This is a genomic window from Streptomyces telluris, from assembly GCF_024519335.1.
Lineage (GTDB): Bacteria > Actinomycetota > Actinomycetes > Streptomycetales > Streptomycetaceae > Streptomyces > Streptomyces telluris.
In genome coordinates this window covers 398,050-418,046 of the sequence record NZ_JANIID010000002.1, presented here as the reverse complement: position 1 = coordinate 418,046, position 19,997 = coordinate 398,050, and the positions used below count along the sequence as shown (strand labels likewise).

Here is a 19,997-nt window from a genome sequence, read left to right as displayed (position 1 = left end):
GAAGGCGGCCCGCCTACCGTCGGCGGCATGAACGTGCCGATTGCTGCAACCCATTGGCTGACCACAGGGGAACGCCATCCCCAAGAGATCCGTGAGGTGTGGGGCCGGGGCATGCCCGCTCTGCTCCGTACCGGCATCGTCTTCGACGCGGTCCGGTTGCCCGCCTATGCCGTGCACCAGCATGCGGGGAGCGGGCGCCGCGAAGACGTGGTGCGGGCCTTCAGCGAGGCCGGGGCGAGGGGTGGTGCGGTGGTCGTGGACTCCGCGCGGCGGTGGTACTACGCCCTCGTGCCGCCCGGCACCGCGGCCGGATGGGACGAGCCCGGTACCGAAGCGCTGGGGATGGGGTGCGTTCTCGGGGTGCCCGCGCCGGGACGGGGCGGGCCACCCGGTAGTTACTGGCTGGCCGGGGCTCCCCGTGGGCCGGAGGGCCTGTGCGTTCCCGGAGCTGTCCGGGTGCTGGGAGCCCTGCCCGCCGCCGGGTGACGGCGGGGCGTCGCCGGTAACAGCCGCGCCAGCCACCAAGCCGTGGACCCCGTCGGCACCTCAGCCCCCCGGCCGCAGCAGGGCCGTGATGCGGGCCGCGGCGTCGGCCAAGTGGTGGCGGGACTCGTCCAGTTGGGTCCGGGTCACGCCGTGGTCGCGGGCCGCGTCGCGGATGTCGTCGCGGAAGCGGTCCAGGAGGCGGTCCAGGTCGCGGGCGGGGTCCGCGGAGGGGGTGGCGCCGGGTTCGGCCCACTCGGGGGCGGGGCCCGCGGGGGGCTCGGGGCGCCGGGTGCCGGTCGCGCCGGCCGTGCCGGCCGTGCCGTTCGGGCCCGCCGCACCGGCCGTGCCTTCCGCGCCGGCCGTGCCTTCCGCCCCGCCCGCTCCCGCCGCCCCCGTCGCGCGCGCCGCGAAAGCGCCGAACTCCTTCGCCAGGGCGCTGACGCCCTCCGCGACGCCCGTCGGCCAGTCGCCGCGGCGCAGGTGTTCCTCCACCTGTTCCTGGACGTGCCGGGTGGCGCGCCGGACCTCCTCGTGGGCCCACTGCTGGGCCTCCCAGGCCTGGTGGCGGGCCTGCTGGGCGTCCCGGCGGGCGCGCCGGCTCTCCTCCTTGGCGCGGCGGGCCTGTTCCTTCCACTGCTCCTTCGCCCGGCGGAAGTCCTCCTTCGCGCTGTCGAAGGAGGGCGCGTCCGCGGCCGCCCGGTTCTGCCGGGCGGCTTCGCGGACCTGGCGCCGCAGGTCGCCCGCCGCGCCCCGGACGTCCTCGCGGATGTCGGCCGCGAGCGCGGCGACGGACTCGCGGATCTCCAGTTCCAGCTCGGCCAGTTCGCCCTGCCGGCCGGCGAGTTCGGCGCGGCCGGCGGCGGTGATGGCGTAGACCTTGCGGCCGCCCTCGGTGGTGTGGGCGATCAGGCCCTCGGCCTCCAGCTTGGCCAGGCGCGGGTAGACGGTGCCGGCGGAGGGTGCGTACAGGCCCTGGAAGCGCTCCTCCAGCAGCCGGATGATCTCGTAGCCGTGGCGGGGCGCCTCGTCGAGCAGCTTGAGCAGGTACAGGCGCAGCCGGCCGTGGGCGAAGACGGGGGGCATCAGAGGACCTTTCCCTGGGCGGGGGCCTCGGCGGCGGCGCCGGCCCAGTCGTCGGCGTCCGGTCCGCGCAGCAGGGCGACAGCGCCGGAGACGGTGGTGATCTTGATCCGGCCGGGGCCGCTGCCGAGCCGGCCGGAGATGTCCCGGGCGCCGAACCGGTCCCGGACCTGCAGCTCGCCGAAGGCGCAGGAGACGGGGCCGACGGTGGTGCCCGCCGTCACCGTCGCGTCCGCCGTGGCGGGCAGCCGGACGGCGACCTCGCCGGAGACGGAGGTGACCGCCAGGTCGGTGCCCGGCGCGGCCGGCGACAGGTCGATCACGACGTTGCCGTTGACCGAGTCGGCCTTGACCAGGCCTCCCGTGTGCTCGACGAGCGTGACGTCGCCGGAGACGGTGTTGCAGCGGACGTCGCCGCCGAGGCGCTGGGCCTCCACGCGGCCCGAGACCGTCTCGGTGCGGACGTCTCCGGTGAGGCCGACGAGAGTGGTGTCGCCGGAGACGCCCTGGACCTTGGTGCTGCCCGCGATCCCGGAGACCACGGTGCCCGCCCCGACGACGGCGACCGCGACGCCGGCCGCCGCGGGCACGGTGAGGGTCACGTCCGCCGAGCGGTCCCAGTGCTTGCGGGAGAGCCAGCCGCGGAGGGACTGGAAGGTCTTCGGGGGCCACATGTCCTCGTACGCGAGGGTCAGGACGCCGTCTTGGTGGGTGACCTTCAGCGGCGGGCCGTCGACGGCCGTCAGCTCCAGGCGGGCCGGGCCGCCGCCCTCCGTGCCGACGACGTTGACCGTGCCGTCGACCAGGCGCACGTCCAGCGAGACGACCGGCTCCTCGAAGGTGATGTTCCGTGGTGCGGACAGTGACCACTCGGATTCGGCGGGCATGCCGGGCCCCCTTCTGCGTCAGGACGGCGGAACAAGACGCAACCTATCGCGTCTTACGTGAAACACGATATATCGCGGTCCGGCGAAGTCAAGCACCCCCGGTTGGCATAGCGTGGTCGCATGTCCGCAACTGATCACAGCCGCGCGGCGGGGGTCCTGCTGCTCTGCCGGGCCGAGCCCGGCCGCGTCCGGCCCTCCGCCCAGCTCCTGAACGAACCGCTCCTCCTGGTCCCGGCCGGGGAGGGCTGGAGCGCGCTGATCCCCGGCAAGGACTCCTGGCGCACCGAGGGCACCGACCTCGCCACCGCCGCCGCCGGCTGGGCGCACGCCCTGGCCGTCGCCGAGCAGTGGCCCGTGGTGGGCCTGTGGTGGGATGCGCGCGGGGCGGGATTCGTGGTCGCCTCGGGCTTCCGGCGGACCGTGGGGTACGCATGGCTCGCCGACGGCACGCCGCTCGGCGAAGAGCCGGCCATGACCGCGCTGCGGGCCCGCACCGGACTCGACCCGGTGCTCGACGGAGCCGCGCTCGACGGGCTCGCCCGCCCGGACGCGGACGCCGATGCCGCGTCCCGGGTCCTCGGGCTGATCGCCGTCCTCTCCCGGACGGGTCTGGACCTCGCGCCCGGCCTCGCCCCGGGCGTCCCGGCCGACGGCCTGCGCGCCGCCGCGGGCGCGCACCCCCTGGCCGAGGCGGTCGACTGGCCGGGCTGGCGCGAGGCGGTGCGCACGGGGCTGCTGGACGCGGAGAGCGGGCGGCTCGGCGCCTGGACCCGCGGGCCGCGCGCCCGCGCCCTCGGCGCCGCGGAGATCGCGGCCGGGGCGTCGCTGGCCCTGTGGGGGCGGCGGAGCGGGCGGCGGGGCATGACGGCAGCCGGGGTCACGCTCCTCGCGGACGGTGCGCTGACGCTCGCCTACGACTGGTGGCGGGCCCGCGCCTGAGCGCCCCCGCGGGCCCGTGGGGGCTTGCCGCGCCCAAGCGGCGGAGCCGCGGGCCGACACGGTCCCGCGCCCCCGACGGGGCGCGGCGACCTGCGCTTCCGGCGGAGGACTACTCGTCGTCCTCGTCGTCCAGGCGCGCCAGCCACGTGGCCAGGCGCTCGACCGGGACCTCGAAGTCCGGGTTCAGGTCGACGAAGGTCCGCAGCTGCTCGGCCACCCAGCCGAGCGTGACTTCCTCCTCGCCACGCCGGTTCTCCAGCTCCTCGATGCCGCGGTCGGTGAAGTACAACGTTCTCTCCGTCATGAAGTCGGGTGTGGCCGGGTGTGGTCGGGCCTGTGGTCGGGCCTGTGGTCAGGCCAAGGATAGGGCGGGCACCCGCAGGCACCCGTATACGGGACCGGGCCCCCACCGCCTCGCAGCGGTGGGGGCCCGGTCCGTACGGGGGACGGCGCCCGTCAGGCGTCGAACACCTCGTTGATCAGCGTCTGCTGCTCGACCTGGTGACGCTTGGCCGAGCCGACCGCCGGGGACGAGGAGTGCGGACGGGAGATCCGCCGCAGCCGCTCGCGGGCCGGGACGTCGGCGCCGACGGCCAGGTCCAGGTGGTCGATCAGGTTCAGCGCGATGAACGGCCAGGCACCCTGGTTCGCCGGCTCCTCCTGCGCCCAGATGTACTTCTCGGCGTTCGGGAACTTGGCGATCTCCGCCTGGAGTTCCTCGCCCGGCAGCGGGTAGAGGCGCTCGATGCGGACGATGGCCGTGTCCGTGGCACCGCGCTTGGCGCGCTCGGCGGCCAGGTCGTAGTAGACCTTGCCGGAGCAGAAGACGACCTTGCGGACGTCCGCCGCGGCGACGGTGTCGTCACCGATGACCGGACGGAACCCGCCGCTGGTGAACTCCTCCGCCTTCGACGCCGCGGCCTTCAGACGCAGCATCGACTTCGGGGTGAAGACGATCAGCGGCTTGTGGTGCGGGTTGTGGACCTGCCAGCGCAGCAGGTGGAAGTAGTTCGACGGCAGCGTCGGCATGGCGACCGTCATGTTGTTCTGCGCGCAGAGCTGCAGGAAGCGCTCGACGCGGGCCGAGGAGTGGTCCGGGCCCTGGCCCTCGTAGCCGTGCGGCAGCAGCAGGGTGACACCAGAGGTCTGGTTCCACTTCTGCTCGGAGGAGGAGATGAACTCGTCGACGATGCTCTGGGCGCCGTTGACGAAGTCACCGAACTGGGCCTCCCACAGCACCAGCGCGTCCGGGCGGGCCAGCGAGTAGCCGTACTCGAAGCCCATCGCCGCGTACTCGCTGAGGAGCGAGTCGTAGACGTTGAAGCGGGCCTGGTCGTCGGACAGGTAGAGCAGCGGGGTGTAGTCCTCGCCGGTCTCGCGGTCGACGAGCACCGCGTGGCGCTGGCCGAAGGTGCCGCGGCGGGAGTCCTGGCCGGCGAGCCGGACCGGGGTGCCCTCCATCAGCAGCGAGCCGAAGGCGAGGGTCTCGCCCATGCCCCAGTCGATCGTGCCGTCCTCGATGCTGGCGGCGCGGCGCTGCAGCTGCGGCACCAGGCGCGGGTGCACCGTGACGTTCTCGGGCGTGGTGACCTGCGACTCGGCGATCCGCTTGAGGACCTCCTGGGAGATCGCGGTGTTCACCGCGACCGGGAACCCGCCCAGCGGGGCCGGGACGGCGGCCGGAGCCGTCGCCGCGTCCGCGTCGCGGACCTCGACGAAGACCTTCTCCAGCTGGCCCTGGTAGTCCTGCAGGGCCTGCTCGGCCTCTTCCAGGGTGATGTCGCCCCGGCCGATCAGCGACTCGGTGTACAGCTTGCGCACCGAGCGCTTCTTGTCGATCAGGTCGTACATCAGCGGCTGGGTGAACGAGGGGTTGTCCGACTCGTTGTGCCCGCGGCGGCGGTAGCAGATCAGGTCGATGACGACGTCCTTGTTGAACGCCTGGCGGAACTCGAAGGCGAGCCGCGCGACGCGGACCACGGCCTCCGGGTCGTCACCGTTCACGTGGAAGATCGGCGCCTCGATCATCCGGGCGACGTCGGTGCAGTACATCGACGAGCGCGAGGACTCCGGCGGCGCGGTGAAGCCGACCTGGTTGTTGATGACGATGTGCACGGTGCCGCCGGTGCGGTAGCCGCGCAGCTGCGACATGTTCAGCGTCTCCGCGACGACGCCCTGGCCCGCGAAGGCCGCGTCGCCGTGCAGCTGGACCGGCAGGACGGTGAAGTCCGTGCCCGCCTTGCCGATGATGTCCTGCTTGGCGCGGGCGATGCCCTCGACGACCGGGTCGACCGTCTCCAGGTGGGACGGGTTGGCGGCCAGCGAGACCTTGATCTGCTCGCCGTCCAGGCCGGTGAAGGTGCCCTCGGCGCCCAGGTGGTACTTCACGTCGCCGGAGCCGTGCATCGACTTCGGGTCGAGGTTGCCCTCGAACTCGCGGAAGATCTGGGCGTAGGACTTGCCGACGATGTTCGCGAGGACGTTCAGGCGGCCGCGGTGGGCCATGCCGATGACGACCTCGTCCAGACGCGCCTCGGCGGCGGCGTCCAGCACCGAGTCCAGCAGCGGGATGACGGACTCGCCGCCCTCCAGGGAGAAGCGCTTCTGGCCGACGTACTTCGTCTGCAGGAAGGTCTCGAAGGCCTCCGCGGCGTTCAGCCGGCGCAGGATGCGCAGCTGCTCCTCGCGCTCGGGCTTGGAGTGGCCGCGCTCGACGCGGTCCTGGATCCACTTGCGCTGCTTGGGGTCCTGGATGTGCATGAACTCGATGCCGGTGGTGCGGCAGTACGAGTCGCGCAGCACGCCGAGGATGTCGCGCAGCTTCATCATGGACTTGCCGGCGAAGCCGCCGACCGCGAACTCGCGCTCCAGGTCCCACAGGGTGAGGCCGTGCTCGGTGATGTCGAGGTCGGGGTGCTTGCGCTGGCGGTACTCCAGCGGGTCGGTGTCGGCCATGACGTGGCCGCGGACCCGGTAGGAGTGGATCAGCTCGAAGACGCGGGCGGCCTTGGTGACGTCGTCGTCGTGCGAGGCGTCGATGTCCTTGAGCCAGCGGACCGGCTCGTAGGGGATGCGCAGCGCCTCGAAGATCTCGTCGTAGAAGCCGTTCTCGCCGAGGAGCAGCTGGGCCATGATCCGCAGGAACTCGCCGGAGGCGGCGCCCTGGATCACCCGGTGGTCGTACGTCGAGGTCAGGGTCATGACCTTGGAGATGCCCATGCGGTTCAGGGCGTCCTGCGAGGTGCCCTGGAACTCGGCGGGGTAGTCCATCGCGCCGACGCCGAGGATCAGGCCCTGGCCGGGCATCAGGCGCGGCACGGAGTGCACGGTGCCGATGCCGCCGGGGTTGGTCAGCGAGGCGGTGACGCCGGTGAAGTCGTCCATCGTCAGCTTGCCGACGCGGGCGCGGCGGACGATGTCCTCGTAGGCCTGCCAGAACTCGAAGAAGTTCAGCGTCTCGGCCTTCTTGATGGCCGCGACCACGAGCTGGCGGTCACCGTTCGGCTTGACCAGGTCGATCGCCAGGCCGAGGTTGACGTGCTCGGGCTTGACGAGGGTCGGCTTGCCGTCCTTCTCCGTGAAGGAGTGGTTCATGGACGGCATGAGCTTCAGCGCCTGCACCATGGCGTAGCCGATGAGGTGCGTGAAGGAGACCTTGCCGCCGCGGGCGCGCTTGAGGTGATTGTTGATCACGATGCGCTGGTCGAACAGCAGCTTCACCGGGACGGCGCGGACGGACGTGGCCGTCGGCAGCTCCAGGGAGGCGTTCATGTTCTTCGCGACCGCGGCCGCGGGACCACGCAGGGTGACCAGCTCGGGGCCGGCGGCCGGCTCGGCCGGCTTCGCGGCGGCCGCCGGCTTGGCGGGCGCGGCCTTGACGGCGGGCTTCGCCGGGGCGGGGGCCGCCGGAGCGGCCGCAGCGGCGGCGGGCGCGGCCGGGGCTGCCGGGGCAGCGGCGGCGGGCTGCGCGGCGGCGGCCGGAGCGGCCGGGGCCGGCGCGGCGGGCGCCGCGGGCGTGGTGGCGGCCGGGGCGGGGCCGCCCGCGGCTTCGATCACCTCCTGCGGCGGCGCTGCCGCCGCGGTGCCCGGCTTGTAGTCGGCGAAGAAGTCCCACCAGGCTCGGTCGACCGAGTTCGGGTCCTGGAGGTACTGCTGGTAGATCTCGTCGACGAGCCACTCATTGGGACCGAAGACGTCGGCAGGGCTCTTACCCTGCCCGTCTTGGTCGGTCGAGATGCTCGAGGTGTTGGGGGACTGTGGCGACACGGCGGCAACCGCCCTCTTCCGCTTCACAAGGTGATGGACAGCGGGAATAAAGGCTACGCCTGTCTGCACGGTTGATGCAGGCCACCCGGGCCAGCAGTCGCGCAAGTCACATTCGCTCCGGGGTTTCGGGGCATGACTTGGCGGGAAACACACGGGGTTCTGCTGGTCCCAGGGGTCTCAGGGTTCGCTCAAGCGCGCCCCACACTCCCTCGAATGTGTGCCTCCGCCACCGACCATACGTCAAACGTGATCGCGCGGTACGCCCGGAAGAGTGACCTGAATGCGGCACCCATGAGGGGATTCGGCCACGCCGATGCTCCCTCCGTGCAGATCCACCGCCCAGCGGGCGATGGCCAGCCCCAGCCCCGTGCCGCCGTCCGTGCCCGGGCCCTGCTGCCCGGAGCCGCCCCGGTTGAACCGCTCGAAGACCCGGTGCCGCTCCGCCTCGGGGATGCCCGGGCCCTCGTCCAGCACCTCCAGGGCCAGCGACTGCGGCCCCTCGCCCCGGCGCGCCCGCACCGTGACCCGCCCGTGCGGGGGGCTGTGCTTGACCGCGTTGTCCACGAGGTTCGCCACCACCTGGTGCAGCCGCTCCGCGTCCGCGTGGGCCGTCAGCTCCGGCGGGGAGACGTCCAGGTGCAGGTGCACGTCCTTGCGGGCGTGCGGAGAGGAGCCGGAGCCGTTGGCCATGCTCGCCTCCTTCAGGACGCCCGCCAGGTACGGCCACACCTCGAAGCGCCGGGCGTGCAGCGGTACGACCCCGTTGTCGAGCCGGGACAGGTCCAGCAGCTGCTCCACCAGGCGGCCGAGCCGCTCGGTCTGGCGCAGCGCCGTGCGCATCGTCTCCGGATCCGCGGCCGACACCCCGTCCACCACGTTCTCCAGCACCGCCCGCAGGCCCGCGATCGGGGTCCGCAGCTCGTGCGAGACGTTGGCGACGAGCTCCTTGCGGTGGGTGTCCACCGCCTCCAGGTCGGCCGCCATCCGGTTGAAGGCGTTCGCCAGGTGCCCGAACTCGTCCCGCCGCCCGGCGCCCACCCGGCGCGTGTAGTCACCCTGCGCCATCGCCCGGGTGACCTCGGTCATCTCGTCCAGCGGCGCGGTCAGGCCCTGCGCCACGAACTGCGTTATCAGCAGCGAGGCGATGATCGAGAAGACGGTGATCACCCGGAGCTCGGTCGCCGAGTGGATCGCGACGAAGACCAGGAAGGTCGTTATCACCACCGAGCCGATGACGAGGGCGCCCAGCGCCGCCTTCACCGACCGGTAGGGGTCCAGTGGGCGCAGCGCCTCCCAGACGCGGCCCCCCAGGCCCGCCGGCACCGCCGTGCCCCTGCTCCGCTCGGCCTCGCGGGCCCGCCTGCCCTGGCCCGCGCCCCGTGCCACGCCCTGGCCGGTGCCGCCCCCAGGGCCGGCCGTGCCGCCGGTCATGCCGCCGGGGTCTCCAGTGCATAGCCGACGCCGTGCACCGTACGGATCCGCTCCGCGCCGATCTTCCGGCGGAGCGCCTTGATGTGGCTGTCGACCGTGCGGGTGCCCGAGGCGTCGGCCCAGTCCCACACCTCCGCGAGCAGCTGCTCGCGGGAGAGGACGGCGCGCGGCGTGTTCGCCAGGCAGACCAGCAGGTCGAACTCGGTCGGCGTCAGATGCACGTCGGCGCCTCTGACCCGCACCCGGCGCTGTGCATGGTCGATCTCCAGCTCGCCCAGGCGCAGGATGCCGCTGCGCGGGGTGTGCGCGGCGAGGGCCGCCCGCTCCACGCGCCGCAGCAGCACGTGCACCCGGGCCGCCAGCTCGCGCATCGAGAACGGCTTGGTCATGTAGTCGTCGGCGCCGACGCCGAGGCCGACCAGCATGTCCGTCTCGTCGTCACGCGCGGTGAGCATCAGGACGGGCACCGGGCGCTGCGCCTGCACCCGCCGGCACACCTCCAGGCCGTCGAAGCCCGGCAGCATCACGTCGAGCACGAGCAGGTCGGGCTGCCACGCCTCCGCGGTGTCGACGGCCGCCGGCCCGTCGCCCGCGGTGCGGACCTGGAAGCCCTCGGCCCGCAGCCGGGCCGCGATGGCGTCGACGATGGTCCGGTCGTCCTCGACCACCAGCACCCGGCGCTGCGCCCCGGCGGAGGCTGCGGCGCCGTTCGGGCCGATGTGTGTCTGCTCCATGCGCGCCCCGCCCCTAGCGTCTTTCCGTCGCGTCGTTCTCTGCCGGCTCTTCAGCTGTGGCAAGCAGGGTACGGGCAGGTGGCGGGCGACGGCTACGCGGCACGTTGCCCGAGGTGCACTACGTCCGGTACGCCCCGGGCAACCGCGATCTCTTCGGTCCGTACCCCTTCGAAACCGGCATTCCGGAGGGCTCCCTCGAATTCGGCCGAAGGCCGGGCCGACCACACGGCGAGCACACCGCCGGGCGTCAGGCGCTCGCGGCAGCCCGCCAGACCGGCGGGGGAGTAGAGCCCGCCGTTGTCGTCGGTGACGGTCCAGCCGGGGCCGTTGTCGATGTCCAGGCACAGCGCGTCGTAGCGCTCGGGGGCGGTGCGCAGGTGGTGCAGCAGGTCGCCCTCGGCGACCTCGGTGCGCGGATCGGCCAGCGCCCGCTCCGAGACGGCGCCCAGCGGCCCGGCCCGGTGCCAGTCGATCACCGCCCGCTCCCGCTCGACGACCGTGATCCGGCCCCACCTTGGCTCCTCCGCGGCCCGGGCTAGGGAGAAGCCGACGCCGAGCCCGCCGATGAGGACGGAGGGCTCCGGGCGGTCCGCGGGGAGGGCGGCCAGCGCGGCGTCCACGAGCAGCCGCTCCGAGCGCCCGTCGGAGGTGTCCATCAGGAAGCAGCCGTTCGCGATGATCTCGTGGACCGCGTCGTCCCCGGCGCCCCGGCGGCGCAGGACGACCTCGCCGTACGGGCCCTCGCGGCGGTCCAGGGTGACGGGCCCCGGCCCCCCTCCGCTGCCGTACGGGTCGCGCTGGAGGGTGGTCATCGGGTGGCCTCCGTGTCGGTCGGTACTCGGCGGACGCGGCAGGCGGGTGCGGGGTTGAGAGCCGTGACAGGAGTCACGGTCTGTGGTTGATTCGCCTGCCCTCGATGGACCTTAATGTCGGAGGGAGCCGGAGCGGGACCGCTTTTCGCTCCGCCGGGTGCCGTGACGGACCCCGCGAGAAAGGGGCTGGGCCGAGTGAGTGTGGTGGATCCCGACGGCGAGCTCCTGCGGCGCCGGCGGCGGACTCTCCGGGCCCCTTCGCCCGGCCGGATCCTGCGGGCGCTGCCCACCCCCCTCGGCACGCCGTTCACGTTCTCCTACGGCCTGGTCCTGCTGGCCACCGCGCTCTACACGCACTACGGCGACGAGGCCACGGTCGACGTGCTCCTGCGCGAGTCCAGCACCGACGCCGCGCACCTGGCCGAACAGCCGCTCGTCGTCCTGCTGGCGAGCGCCCTGTGGATAGCCGGCGGCCTGTACTCGCTGCACGGGATCCTCTTCGTCCTCGTCGTCTCCGCGCTGGAGCGCCGGGTCGGCGGCGCCCGCGCCGCCGGCGTCTTCCTCCTCGGCCACGTGCTGGCCACCCTCGCCACCGAGCTGCCCGTGGCGGGCGCCGTGGCCGCGGGGCGGCTGCCCGAGGCCTCGCTGCACCGCCTCGACTACGGCATCAGCTTCGGCGTGATGGCCTGCACGGGTGCGCTCGCCGGGCTGCTGGGGCGGCGCGGGAAGCGGACGGTGCTCGGCCTGTCCTTCCTCATGTGCGCCCAGGACCTCGTCGAGTTCGCCGACCCCCTCGCCAGCTGGGGCCACCCCATAGCCCTGCTCACCGGCACGGCCTGCTGGGGCCTGCTGCGCGAGAAGGGCCCGGCGGAGGCGTCAGCTGCGGACGGTGCCGTCCCAGGCCCACTGCGCGCGCCGCGGGAGGCCGGGCAGGGCGGCCCGGCCGGTGCACCACAGCAGCGTCTCGGCGGGGGAGCGGCCGGCCGGGGCGTCCGGGAAGAGGCGTTCGACGGCGGGCGCGCACAGCCCGTCGGGCAGGTCGTGGCCGCCGGGGAAGGCGGGGGCGAGCCCGAGGCCGCGCGCGATGTCGTCCGTATGGAGTACGAGCTCGGTCACGCCCATGGCGGCGAAGCCGGGCGCGTCGGAGTGCCCCCACGGGTGCCAGGCGCGATCCCCCTCCCGCGCGCCGCGGACGGTCGCGGCGAGCAGCGCCGCAGCGATGCGGATGCCCTCCAGGCGGGCCGGTAGCGGCGCCAGGGGGTCGAGCGAGGCGAACAGGGCGATGTAGCGGTCGGCGGGCCGGGCCGTGAGCAGGCCCGCGTAGCCGACGAGACCGAGCGCGAGGTGGTCGAGCGTCGCGGCCGCGGACCACTCCAGGCCGGCCGCCGGCCGGGACCAGTCGCGGTCCGCGCCCGCCTCCAGGACCGCGGAGCAGTGGTCGGCGGCGTCGGTGACGAGCGCCGCCCAGGCGTCGGCGGTGCGGGGCGCGGTGCCGGCGCCGGCGCCGGCCGGAGCGGGGGAGACCCCGGCGGACGGGGTCACGGGCGCGGCCGCGCTCATGCCCGGCCCCCCGCCCGGACGGCCTCGATCAGGCGGGCGTAGCCGTCGCCGCCGTGGCCGGCCGCGACCGCCCGCTCGATGGAGGACTTCAGCAGCCCCGGCAGCGCCGGGTCGAGCCCGCGCGCGGCGCTCGCGTGCACGAAGTGCTCGATCGCGCCGAGGTGGACGTCGAGGGTGGCGTCGTCGCCCGGGTAGACGCCCGCGTCGACCTGCGGCGCGTACGTGCTCATGAAGCCGTTGACCGCGGCCGTCCAGCGGATCGCTACGGGGGTGAACGTCACCGCGTCCACCCCGTCGGCGCCCGTCAGCGCCACGCCCTGCAGCCAGCCGCCGAGCGTCGCCCACATCATGCCGAGCAGCGCGGTGTCGTAGAGGGAGGCGGCGCCGGCGTCGTCCCCGAGGCCGACGGGGTCGCCCAGGCTCGCCAGGGTCTCCCGGTGCTCGGCGAAGGCCTGCGGCGAGCCGCTGTAGAGCAGCATGACGGCCGGGCTGCCGATCCCCGGCGGCGTCGACATGATCGCCCCGTCGAGGTAGCCGATGCCGTGGCCTGCGGCCCAGGAGGCGCTCGCGCGGGCCTGCTCCGGCGTGCCGGAGGTGAGGTTGACGAGCGTGCGGCCGCGCAGCCCGCCGGCCAGGGGGCCGAGGAGGCCGTGCACGGCGTCGTAGTCCGACAGGCAGGCGAGCACCAGCGGGCTCGCGGCGACGGCCTCCGCCGCCGTCGCCGCGCGGGCCGCGCCCCGTGCGACGAGGGCCTCGTCCTTGCCCGCCGAGCGGTTCCAGACGGTGGTCTCGTGGCCGGCCTCCAGGAGGGCGCCGGCCAGGGCCGTACCCATCGAACCCAGGCCGAGAACGGTCACCTTCATGGGTGGTTTCTCCCCGTGTGTCACAGAAGTTGATCAAGTGCGACCAGCCTCGCACCGGCCCGGGGACTGCGACAGTGGCAGAAGTGACGCCAAGCGAAAAATTCCTGCCACGCCCGCCTAGGCTGGTGATCATGAGCGCCGGAACCGTGGCCGTGGCCGTGATCGACGACGACGTCCCCATGTGGGACCTGTACGAGCTGGGGGTGGTCTGCACCGTCTTCGGCATCCCGCACCACGACCTCGCCGACCCCTGGTACGACCTGCGCGTGTGCTCGGCCGGCGGGGACGCGCCGCAGCCCGGCCCCTTCGGGCTCACGCTGCGCACCTCGCACGGCCTGGAGGGGCTGGAGGGCGCCGGTACCGTGATCGTGCCGTCGGTGCCCGAGGCGTGCATCGAGGGCGGGCGCGAACTGCCGGCCGGCCTGCTGGAGGCCCTGCGCCGGGCCGCGGACTCCGGGGCCCGCATGGTCTCCCTGTGCGCCGGGGCCTTCGCCCTCGCCGCCGCCGGCATCCTCGACGGCCGCCGCGCCACCGCCCACTGGATGCACACCGAGGCCCTCGCGCGCCGCCACCCGCGGGTGCGCGTGGACGACTCGGTCCTCTACGTCGACGACGGCGACGTCCTTACCAGCGCCGGCGTCACCGCGGGCCTCGACCTGTGCCTGCACCTCGTCCGCCGCGACCTCGGCGCCCACGTCGCCAACCAGCTCGCCCGCCGCCTGGTGGTGCCCGCGCACCGGCCCGGCGGGCAGGCCCAGTACGTGGACGCCTCCGTGCCCGAGGCCGGCGACGAGGGCATCGCCCCCGTCCTGCACTGGGCCCGCGAGCACCTCGACCGCCCCCTGTCCGTCGACGACCTCGCCGCCCGCGCCGGCATGAGCACCCGCACCTTCTTCCGCCGCCTGCAGGCCGCCACCGGCACGACCCCGCTGCAGTGGCTCCTCGCCCAGCGCCTCGGCCGGGCGCAGTCGCTGCTGGAGTCGACGGCCCTGTCCGTCGAGCGCGTCAGCGAGCTCAGCGGCCTGGGCACGGCCGCCAACCTGCGGCGCCACTTCACCTTGCACTTCGGGGTGACCCCGACGGACTACCGGCGGGCGTTCCCGGGGCCGGCGGCCGCGGCCTGACCTGCCGCACGGCGTTCACGGCTCCGCCGGGCCCGGCACCGCCGCACAGCGCCGCTCCGGCTGCTCGCCGCGGCGCGGGAACAACGCGGTGGGCTCCTCTGCTTGGCAGGACGAGCCCTGTCCGCGATCCCGCCGGGCCGCCGCCGCGGCGACGAAACCCCGCCGCTGCGGCGCGCGAACTCCACCGGCGTATCCGGCGTCTCCGGGGCCCGGCCCGCCCCACCGGCGGCCGCCCGGCCCCGCCGCCCGCCCGATCGCTCAGAGCGAACGCCCGGCGGGCCGGGAACATCCGCGGAGCGGCATGCATTGAGTCGGCATAGCTCAACTTGCCTGCCTAAGGGGAGATCATGGCTTCGACGTCCACACCGCTCACCCTGCCCGTGCTGCCCCTCGACGACGAGGTCGTCCTGCCCGGCATGGTGGTGCCCCTCGACCTGTCCGACACCGAGGTGCGGGCCGCCGTCGAGGCCGCCCAGGCCGCCGCGCGGGGCGGCGACAAGCCGCTCGTGCTGCTCGTGCCGCGGGTCGAGGGCACTTACGCGGGCGTCGGCACGCTCGGCAGCGTCGACCAGGTGGGGCGGCTCTCCGGCAGCGGCGACCCCGGCGCGCTCATCCGCGGCGTCCGCCGGGTGCGCATCGGCGCGGGGACGACCGGCCCCGGAGCCGCCCTGTGGGTCGAGGGCACCGCGATGGAGGAGATCACCCCCGACCCGCTCCCCGGCGCCGTCACCGAGCTCGTCAAGGAGTACAAGGCGCTCGCCACCAGCTGGCTGCGCAAGCGCGGCGCCTGGCAGGTCGTCGACCGCGTCCAGCAGATCGAGGACGTGGGCCAGCTCGCCGACAACTCCGGCTACTCGCCCTTCCTGACGCTCCAGCAGCGCGTCGAGCTCCTGGAGACCGCCGACCCGGTGGCCCGGCTCAGGCTCGCCGTCGGATGGCTGGGCGAGCACCTCGCCGAGCAGGACGTCGCCGAGTCCATCGCCAAGGACGTCCAGGAGGGCGTCGACAAGCAGCAGCGCGAGTTCCTGCTCCGCCGCCAGCTGGAGGCCGTCCGCAAGGAGCTCGCCGAGCTGGGCGGAGACCCGGGGAACGAGCCGGACGACTACCGCGCCCGCGTCGAGGCCGCCGGCCTGCCCGTAAAGGTCCGCGAAGCGGCCCTGAAGGAGGTCGACAAGCTGGAGCGGTCCTCCGACCAGAGCCCCGAGGGCGGCTGGATCCGCACCTGGCTGGACACCGTCCTGGAGATGCCCTGGAACGAGCGCAGCGAGGACGCGTACGACATCCCCGGCGCGAAGGCCGTCCTCGACGCCGACCACGCGGGCCTGGAGGACGTGAAGGAGCGGATCACCGAGTACCTGGCGGTGCGCAAGCGGCGCGCCGACCGGGGGCTGGGCGTGGTCGGCGGCCGGCGCGGGGGCGCGGTGCTCGCGCTCGTCGGGCCGCCCGGAGTCGGGAAGACCTCGCTGGGCGAGAGCGTCGCCCGCGCCATGGGGCGGAAGTTCGTCCGCGTGGCCCTCGGCGGCGTCCGCGACGAGGCCGAGATCCGCGGCCACCGGCGCACGTACGTCGGCGCGCTGCCCGGCCGGATCGTGCGGGCGGTCAAGGAGGCCGGCTCGATGAACCCGGTCGTCCTGCTCGACGAGATCGACAAGGTCGGCTCGGACTTCCGCGGCGACCCGGCGGCGGCCCTCCTGGAGGTCCTGGACCCGGCGCAGAACCACACCTTCCGGGACCACTACCTGGAGGTCGAACTGGACCTGTCGGACGTCGTCTTCCTGGCGACGGCCAACGTCCTGGAGGCCGTCCCCGAGGCGCTGCTGGACCGCATGGAGCTGGTCCGCCTCGACGGCTACACCGAGGACGAGAAGGTCGTCATCGCCCGCGACCACCTGCTGCGCCGCCAGCTGGAGCGCGCGGGCCTGGAGCCCGGCGAGGTCGTCCTGGAGGACGCCGCCCTGCGCAAGCTCGCCGGCGAGTACACCCGGGAGGCGGGCGTGCGGAACCTGGAGCGCGCCGTCGCCCGGCTGCTCCGCAAGGTCGCGGCCCGGCATGAACTGGGCGAGCAGGAGCTGCCGTTCACCATCGGCGAGGAGCAGCTGCGCCCGCTGATCGGGCGGCCGCACCACACCCCGGAGTCCGCCCAGGACCCGGCCGAGCGGCGCACGGCGGTGCCGGGCGTGGCGACGGGGCTCGCGGTCACGGGCGCGGGCGGCGACGTGCTGTTCGTCGAGGCCTCCCTGGCCGACCCGGAGACGGGCGGCGCGGGCCTGACCCTCACCGGCCAGCTGGGCGACGTGATGAAGGAGTCGGCGCAGATCGCGCTGTCCTTCCTGCGCTCGCACGGCGCGGAACTGGAGCTTCCCGTGGGCGACTTCAAGGAGCGCGGCGTGCACCTGCACGTGCCGGCGGGCGCCGTCCCGAAGGACGGACCGAGCGCGGGCGTCACCATGACGACGGCGCTGGCGTCGCTGCTGTCGGGCCGCCGGGTGCGCCCGGAGGTGGCCATGACCGGCGAGGTGTCCCTCACGGGGCGGGTCCTGCCCGTCGGCGGCGTCAAGCAGAAGCTGCTGGCGGCGCACCGCGCGGGCGTGACGACGGTGATCATCCCGAAGCGGAACGAGCCCGACCTGGACGACGTGCCGGCCGAGGTGCTGGCCGAGCTCGACGTCCACCCGGTCTCCGACGTCCGCCAGGTGCTGGCACTGGCCCTGCAGCCGGCCGGGGCGGACGTGGCGGTGGCGGCGTAGCGGTCGCAACGGCGCGGGGGCCGCGTCGGGGGAGCCTGTCGACGCGTAAGCGCGTAAAGAGACTCCTGCCCCCTTTGCCCCGTTGACGGACGCGAACCCCGCCGCTTGCATGGTCCCCGACCAAGCTCCGCTGACCGACCAGTCACGTCCGGAGGGGGAACCTTGCGCAAGACGAAGGCACGTTCGGGCAGAGCAGGAAGACGGACCATCAAGAGCGGAATACCGGGCGCGGCGGCACTGATCGGTGCCGCCGCGCTCATCGTCACCGGGGCACCCGCGCAGGCGGCGGGCGGCGCCGACGGCGGCCCGGCGGAGGTGATCCCGGGCAAGGGGACCGCCACCCCGGCGCTCGTGGGCGGCATCCGCGAGGCCGCCGCCTCCTCGGGCAGCGCGGCCGACGCGGCCCGCGGCCACCTCGCCGGCAAGCGCGACCGCTACCGCATCGCCGAACCGGCCCGGGACCTCAAGCCCGTGCAGACGCTGAACGCGGGCGCGACCGAGACCGTGCGGCTGCAGCAGAAGCACCACGGCGTCGACGTCCTGGGCGGCCAGTACGTCGTGCGGATGGAGAAGAAGAACGGCAAGCGCGTCGTCACCGGCACCTCCGGCAAGTACTTCACCGGGCTCAAGGCCGCCACGCAGGCCGAGGTGAGCGAGAAGCTGGCCGTCGAGCGGGCCGTCGCCGCGACCCTGCACGACCTCGCCGGCAACCGCCTCGCCAAGAGCGACGGGGCCCGCGCCAAGGGCGCGGCGCCGCAGCAGGCCCGCTCGCTGTCGGGCACCGCGCGCGGCCTCGTCGTCGTCCCCAAGGGCCCAGGCGTCCTCACCCAGCACGTCACCGTGCGCGGCACCGACCCGGCCACCGGCCGCCCCGTGCTGCGCGAGGTCTACATCGACGCCAAGGCCGGCTACCCGGTGCTGCAGTACAGCGGCCTCAAGTCGTTCGGCACCGGCGACGCGGCCGCGCTGCGCGAGCGCGCCCGGGGCGCCGCCGCCGGCCCGTCCGGGGCCGCCGCCCGCACCGCCGCCGGCCCGCTCAGCCCGGGCATCACCGGCTCCGGCGTGAAGTACGACGGCACGACCGTCGAGCTCGGCCTGTACAAGGACACCGCCCGCAACGAGTACGTCATGACGGACTACGCGCGGATGTGGGACTCCAGCAAGAACCTGATCTCCACCTGGGACGCGCGCGGCAAGGACGTCGGCGAGACCAGCGGCCGCTGGCCCGAGGGGATCAAGGAGTTCGGCTCCCCGGAGCCCTCCTTCGGCAAGGAGGCCACGGAGGCCGGAGCCGTCGACGCCCACTGGGCCGCGGGCAAGGTCTACGACTACTACAAGAAGGTCCACGGCCGCGACAGCCTCGACGGCCGCGGCATGGCCGTCAACTCCCTCGTGGGCGTCACCGAGTTCGGCGCGCCGCTGATCAACGCCTTCTGGGACGGCACCAAGATGGTGTACGGCGGCGGCGACGAGGAGTACAGGACGCTCTCCGCCGACCTCGACGTCGTCGGCCACGAGATGACGCACGGCGTCGTCGAGAACAGCGCCAACCTCGTCTACGCGGGCCAGTCCGGCGCCCTCAACGAGGCCGTCGCCGACTACTTCGGCAACGCCATCGACGCGGACGCCGCCGGCAAGGCCATGGACGACCCGACCGCCGGCCTGCTCGGCGAGGACCTGTGCCGGACGAAGTCCCCGCGCGAGTGCGCCTTCCGCGACCTCAACGACGGTCACACCACGTCCAAGAACTTCATCGGCGTCGGCTTCGGCTCCGACGGCGGCGGCGTGCACCTGAACTCCACCATCTTCTCGGGCGCCCTGTGGGACATCCGCGAGGACGTGGGCCGCACCCTCGCCGACAAGATCGTCTACAAGGCGCTGACCGAGTACATGACGCCGCTCGACGGCTTCACCGAGGGCCGTGACGCGGTGATCGCCGCCGCCAAGGCGCTCGGCGCCTCGGCCAAGGAGCTGGGCGTCGTCCAGCGCTCCTTCAACGCCCACGGCATCGTGGCCAACTGGGAGCAGGCCCTCGGCGTCGACACCGACCTGCTCTCGTCCAGGCTCAACACCGCCAACACGGGCACGGGCGCGGGCGGCGGCTGGTGGGCCGCCTCGCGGTCGAACGACGACGGCTCCGAGGCGTACTCCGTCTGGGCCGGCCGCACGGACGGCAGCGGCTCGCCGAAGCTGATGAGCCCCAACGACGGGCGCTACCACGTCTACCCGGCCACCGACGGCAAGACCGTCGCCTGGGTCGCCTACAGCGCGGCCGGTTCCGACGTCCTGACCCGGCCCCTGGCGGGCGGACCGGTCAAGAAGGTGTACGGCACCGCGACCGGTGCGGTCAACGGCGTGCGCGTCGAGGGCGGCACGGTCGTCATCGACACCGCCGACCCCGTCGGCGGCCGGCACGTCGGCTACGTCCGCACCGGCGACAAGCAGCCCACCTGGGTGGACGGCGGCCGCGCCGAGCTGGCCACGGCCCTGCCGTCGCTGAGCGGCGGGAAGGTCGCCTACGCCAAGCTCTACCCCGAGGGCGACGACTACGGCGTCGGCACCGAGGTGCTGGACCTGAAGACCGGCACCAGGACCCTCATGGGACAGCTGGGCAAGCCCGAGTCGATCGGGCAGACCGGCATCAACGCGACCGGCGTCTTCTGGCTGGCGGACGAGACGACCGGGGACCAGGGGCAGGTGGCCGTGCGCCGCGCCGCGTTCGACGGCACCGGCGTCAAGGACCTCAGCAAGGAGACGGGCGCGGACGCGCTGCACGCCTCCGACCTCACGGTCTCCGAGAGCGCGGTGACGGTGACCGCCGAGGTGCCGGACATGACGTACCGCAACGAGACGCTGGCCAAGCTCTGGCAGTTCGCGGCCGACGGCTCGTCCCGGGCGCGCGTCTCCTGCAACCGCGGCGAGCAGACCTCGGCCGCCGCGGCCGGTGGCAAGCAGGTGGTCTGGATCGACGGCACCACCGGCACCACCGACCTGGTCACCCGCACCCGCCCGGCGGGCACCTGCGGCTGACCCGCACCTCCTGCTCCATCCCCGCGTGACAGCAGTAC

The 19,997-nt window shown here is 73.9% G+C and carries 14 protein-coding genes; 6 read left to right on the top strand and 8 right to left on the bottom strand.

Annotated features, from left to right (window positions below; translation table 11 throughout):
- Window positions 1-111: 111 nt before the first annotated feature.
- Window positions 112-486 (top strand): hypothetical protein, encoded by a 375-nt coding sequence (locus tag NQU55_RS03875; RefSeq protein WP_168092445.1) that lies wholly within the window; start codon window positions 112-114, stop codon window positions 484-486.
- 60 nt (window positions 487-546) lie between these two features.
- Here the strand turns inward: NQU55_RS03875 and NQU55_RS03870 are convergent, their stop codons facing one another.
- Window positions 547-1,569, bottom strand: coding sequence for a PadR family transcriptional regulator (locus NQU55_RS03870; RefSeq protein ID WP_168092444.1), 1,023 nt, complete (start codon window positions 1,567-1,569; stop codon window positions 547-549).
- A complete protein-coding gene (locus tag NQU55_RS03865) occupies window positions 1,569-2,453 on the bottom strand; it encodes a DUF4097 family beta strand repeat-containing protein (protein WP_168092443.1) in 885 nt (294 codons plus the stop codon). The genes NQU55_RS03870 and NQU55_RS03865 overlap by 1 nt, the downstream gene beginning before the upstream one ends.
- 120 nt (window positions 2,454-2,573) lie before the next feature.
- On the opposite strand from NQU55_RS03865, the gene NQU55_RS03860 reads away from it, so the two are divergent.
- Window positions 2,574-3,392 carry a hypothetical protein gene (locus NQU55_RS03860; RefSeq protein ID WP_168092442.1) on the top strand — a complete coding sequence of 273 codons (819 nt, stop codon included), beginning with the start codon at window positions 2,574-2,576 and terminating at the stop codon, window positions 3,390-3,392.
- A gap of 109 nt (window positions 3,393-3,501) precedes the next feature.
- On the opposite strand, the gene NQU55_RS03855 is transcribed toward NQU55_RS03860, so the two are convergent.
- The 5 genes from NQU55_RS03855 to NQU55_RS03835 form a co-directional block, all read right to left on the bottom strand.
- Window positions 3,502-3,681, bottom strand: a complete 180-nt coding sequence (locus tag NQU55_RS03855) for a DUF6104 family protein (RefSeq protein WP_004937694.1) — start codon at window positions 3,679-3,681, stop codon at window positions 3,502-3,504.
- A gap of 167 nt (window positions 3,682-3,848) precedes the next feature.
- Window positions 3,849-7,658, bottom strand: a complete 3,810-nt coding sequence (locus tag NQU55_RS03850) for a multifunctional oxoglutarate decarboxylase/oxoglutarate dehydrogenase thiamine pyrophosphate-binding subunit/dihydrolipoyllysine-residue succinyltransferase subunit (RefSeq protein ID WP_256789701.1) — start codon at window positions 7,656-7,658, stop codon at window positions 3,849-3,851.
- 240 nt (window positions 7,659-7,898) lie between these two features.
- On the bottom strand, window positions 7,899-9,089 hold the full coding sequence (locus NQU55_RS03845; RefSeq protein WP_240977018.1) for a HAMP domain-containing sensor histidine kinase: 1,191 nt from the start codon (window positions 9,087-9,089) through the stop codon (window positions 7,899-7,901).
- On the bottom strand, window positions 9,086-9,823 hold the full coding sequence (locus tag NQU55_RS03840; protein ID WP_030366311.1) for a response regulator transcription factor: 738 nt from the start codon (window positions 9,821-9,823) through the stop codon (window positions 9,086-9,088). Before NQU55_RS03840 ends, NQU55_RS03845 begins: the two co-directional genes overlap by 4 nt.
- A 92-nt stretch (window positions 9,824-9,915) precedes the next feature.
- Window positions 9,916-10,635, bottom strand: coding sequence for a spermidine synthase family protein (locus NQU55_RS03835; protein WP_168095964.1), 720 nt, complete (start codon window positions 10,633-10,635; stop codon window positions 9,916-9,918).
- Window positions 10,636-10,830: 195 nt separating this feature from the next.
- Here NQU55_RS03835 and NQU55_RS36740 point away from each other — a divergent pair, with 195 nt between their 5' ends.
- Window positions 10,831-11,883 carry a rhomboid-like protein gene (locus NQU55_RS36740; RefSeq protein ID WP_206330031.1) on the top strand — a complete coding sequence of 351 codons (1,053 nt, stop codon included), beginning with the start codon at window positions 10,831-10,833 and terminating at the stop codon, window positions 11,881-11,883.
- Between the two features lie 308 nt (window positions 11,884-12,191).
- Here NQU55_RS36740 and NQU55_RS03820 read toward each other — a convergent pair whose 3' ends face one another.
- On the bottom strand, window positions 12,192-13,058 hold the full coding sequence (locus NQU55_RS03820; protein ID WP_168095965.1) for an NAD(P)-dependent oxidoreductase: 867 nt from the start codon (window positions 13,056-13,058) through the stop codon (window positions 12,192-12,194).
- 131 nt (window positions 13,059-13,189) lie between these two features.
- Here NQU55_RS03820 and NQU55_RS03815 point away from each other — a divergent pair, with 131 nt between their 5' ends.
- From NQU55_RS03815 to NQU55_RS03805, 3 genes are all read left to right on the top strand, one after another.
- A complete protein-coding gene (locus tag NQU55_RS03815) occupies window positions 13,190-14,182 on the top strand; it encodes a helix-turn-helix domain-containing protein (protein WP_256789696.1) in 993 nt (330 codons plus the stop codon).
- Window positions 14,183-14,529: 347 nt separating this feature from the next.
- Window positions 14,530-16,929, top strand: a complete 2,400-nt coding sequence (gene lon, locus NQU55_RS03810) for an endopeptidase La (RefSeq protein ID WP_256789694.1) — start codon at window positions 14,530-14,532, stop codon at window positions 16,927-16,929.
- A 162-nt stretch (window positions 16,930-17,091) separates the two neighbouring features.
- Complete coding sequence (locus tag NQU55_RS03805) at window positions 17,092-19,959, top strand: M4 family metallopeptidase (RefSeq protein ID WP_206328973.1); 2,868 nt, start codon at window positions 17,092-17,094, stop codon at window positions 19,957-19,959.
- The last annotated feature ends 38 nt before the right edge of the window (window positions 19,960-19,997 follow it).

Coding starts and splice junctions, on each gene's coding strand:
- NQU55_RS03875 (WP_168092445.1), top strand. CDS start 112: ATGCCCGCTCTGCTCCGTACCGGCATCGTCTTCGACGCGGTCCGGTTG.
- NQU55_RS03870 (WP_168092444.1), bottom strand. CDS start 1,569: ATGCCCCCCGTCTTCGCCCACGGCCGGCTGCGCCTGTACCTGCTCAAG.
- NQU55_RS03865 (WP_168092443.1), bottom strand. CDS start 2,453: ATGCCCGCCGAATCCGAGTGGTCACTGTCCGCACCACGGAACATCACC.
- NQU55_RS03860 (WP_168092442.1), top strand. CDS start 2,574: ATGTCCGCAACTGATCACAGCCGCGCGGCGGGGGTCCTGCTGCTCTGC.
- NQU55_RS03845 (WP_240977018.1), bottom strand. CDS start 9,089: ATGACCGGCGGCACGGCCGGCCCTGGGGGCGGCACCGGCCAGGGCGTG.
- NQU55_RS03840 (WP_030366311.1), bottom strand. CDS start 9,823: ATGGAGCAGACACACATCGGCCCGAACGGCGCCGCAGCCTCCGCCGGG.
- NQU55_RS03835 (WP_168095964.1), bottom strand. CDS start 10,635: ATGACCACCCTCCAGCGCGACCCGTACGGCAGCGGAGGGGGGCCGGGG.
- NQU55_RS03820 (WP_168095965.1), bottom strand. CDS start 13,058: ATGAAGGTGACCGTTCTCGGCCTGGGTTCGATGGGTACGGCCCTGGCC.
- NQU55_RS03815 (WP_256789696.1), top strand. CDS start 13,190: ATGAGCGCCGGAACCGTGGCCGTGGCCGTGATCGACGACGACGTCCCC.
- lon (WP_256789694.1), top strand. CDS start 14,530: ATGGCTTCGACGTCCACACCGCTCACCCTGCCCGTGCTGCCCCTCGAC.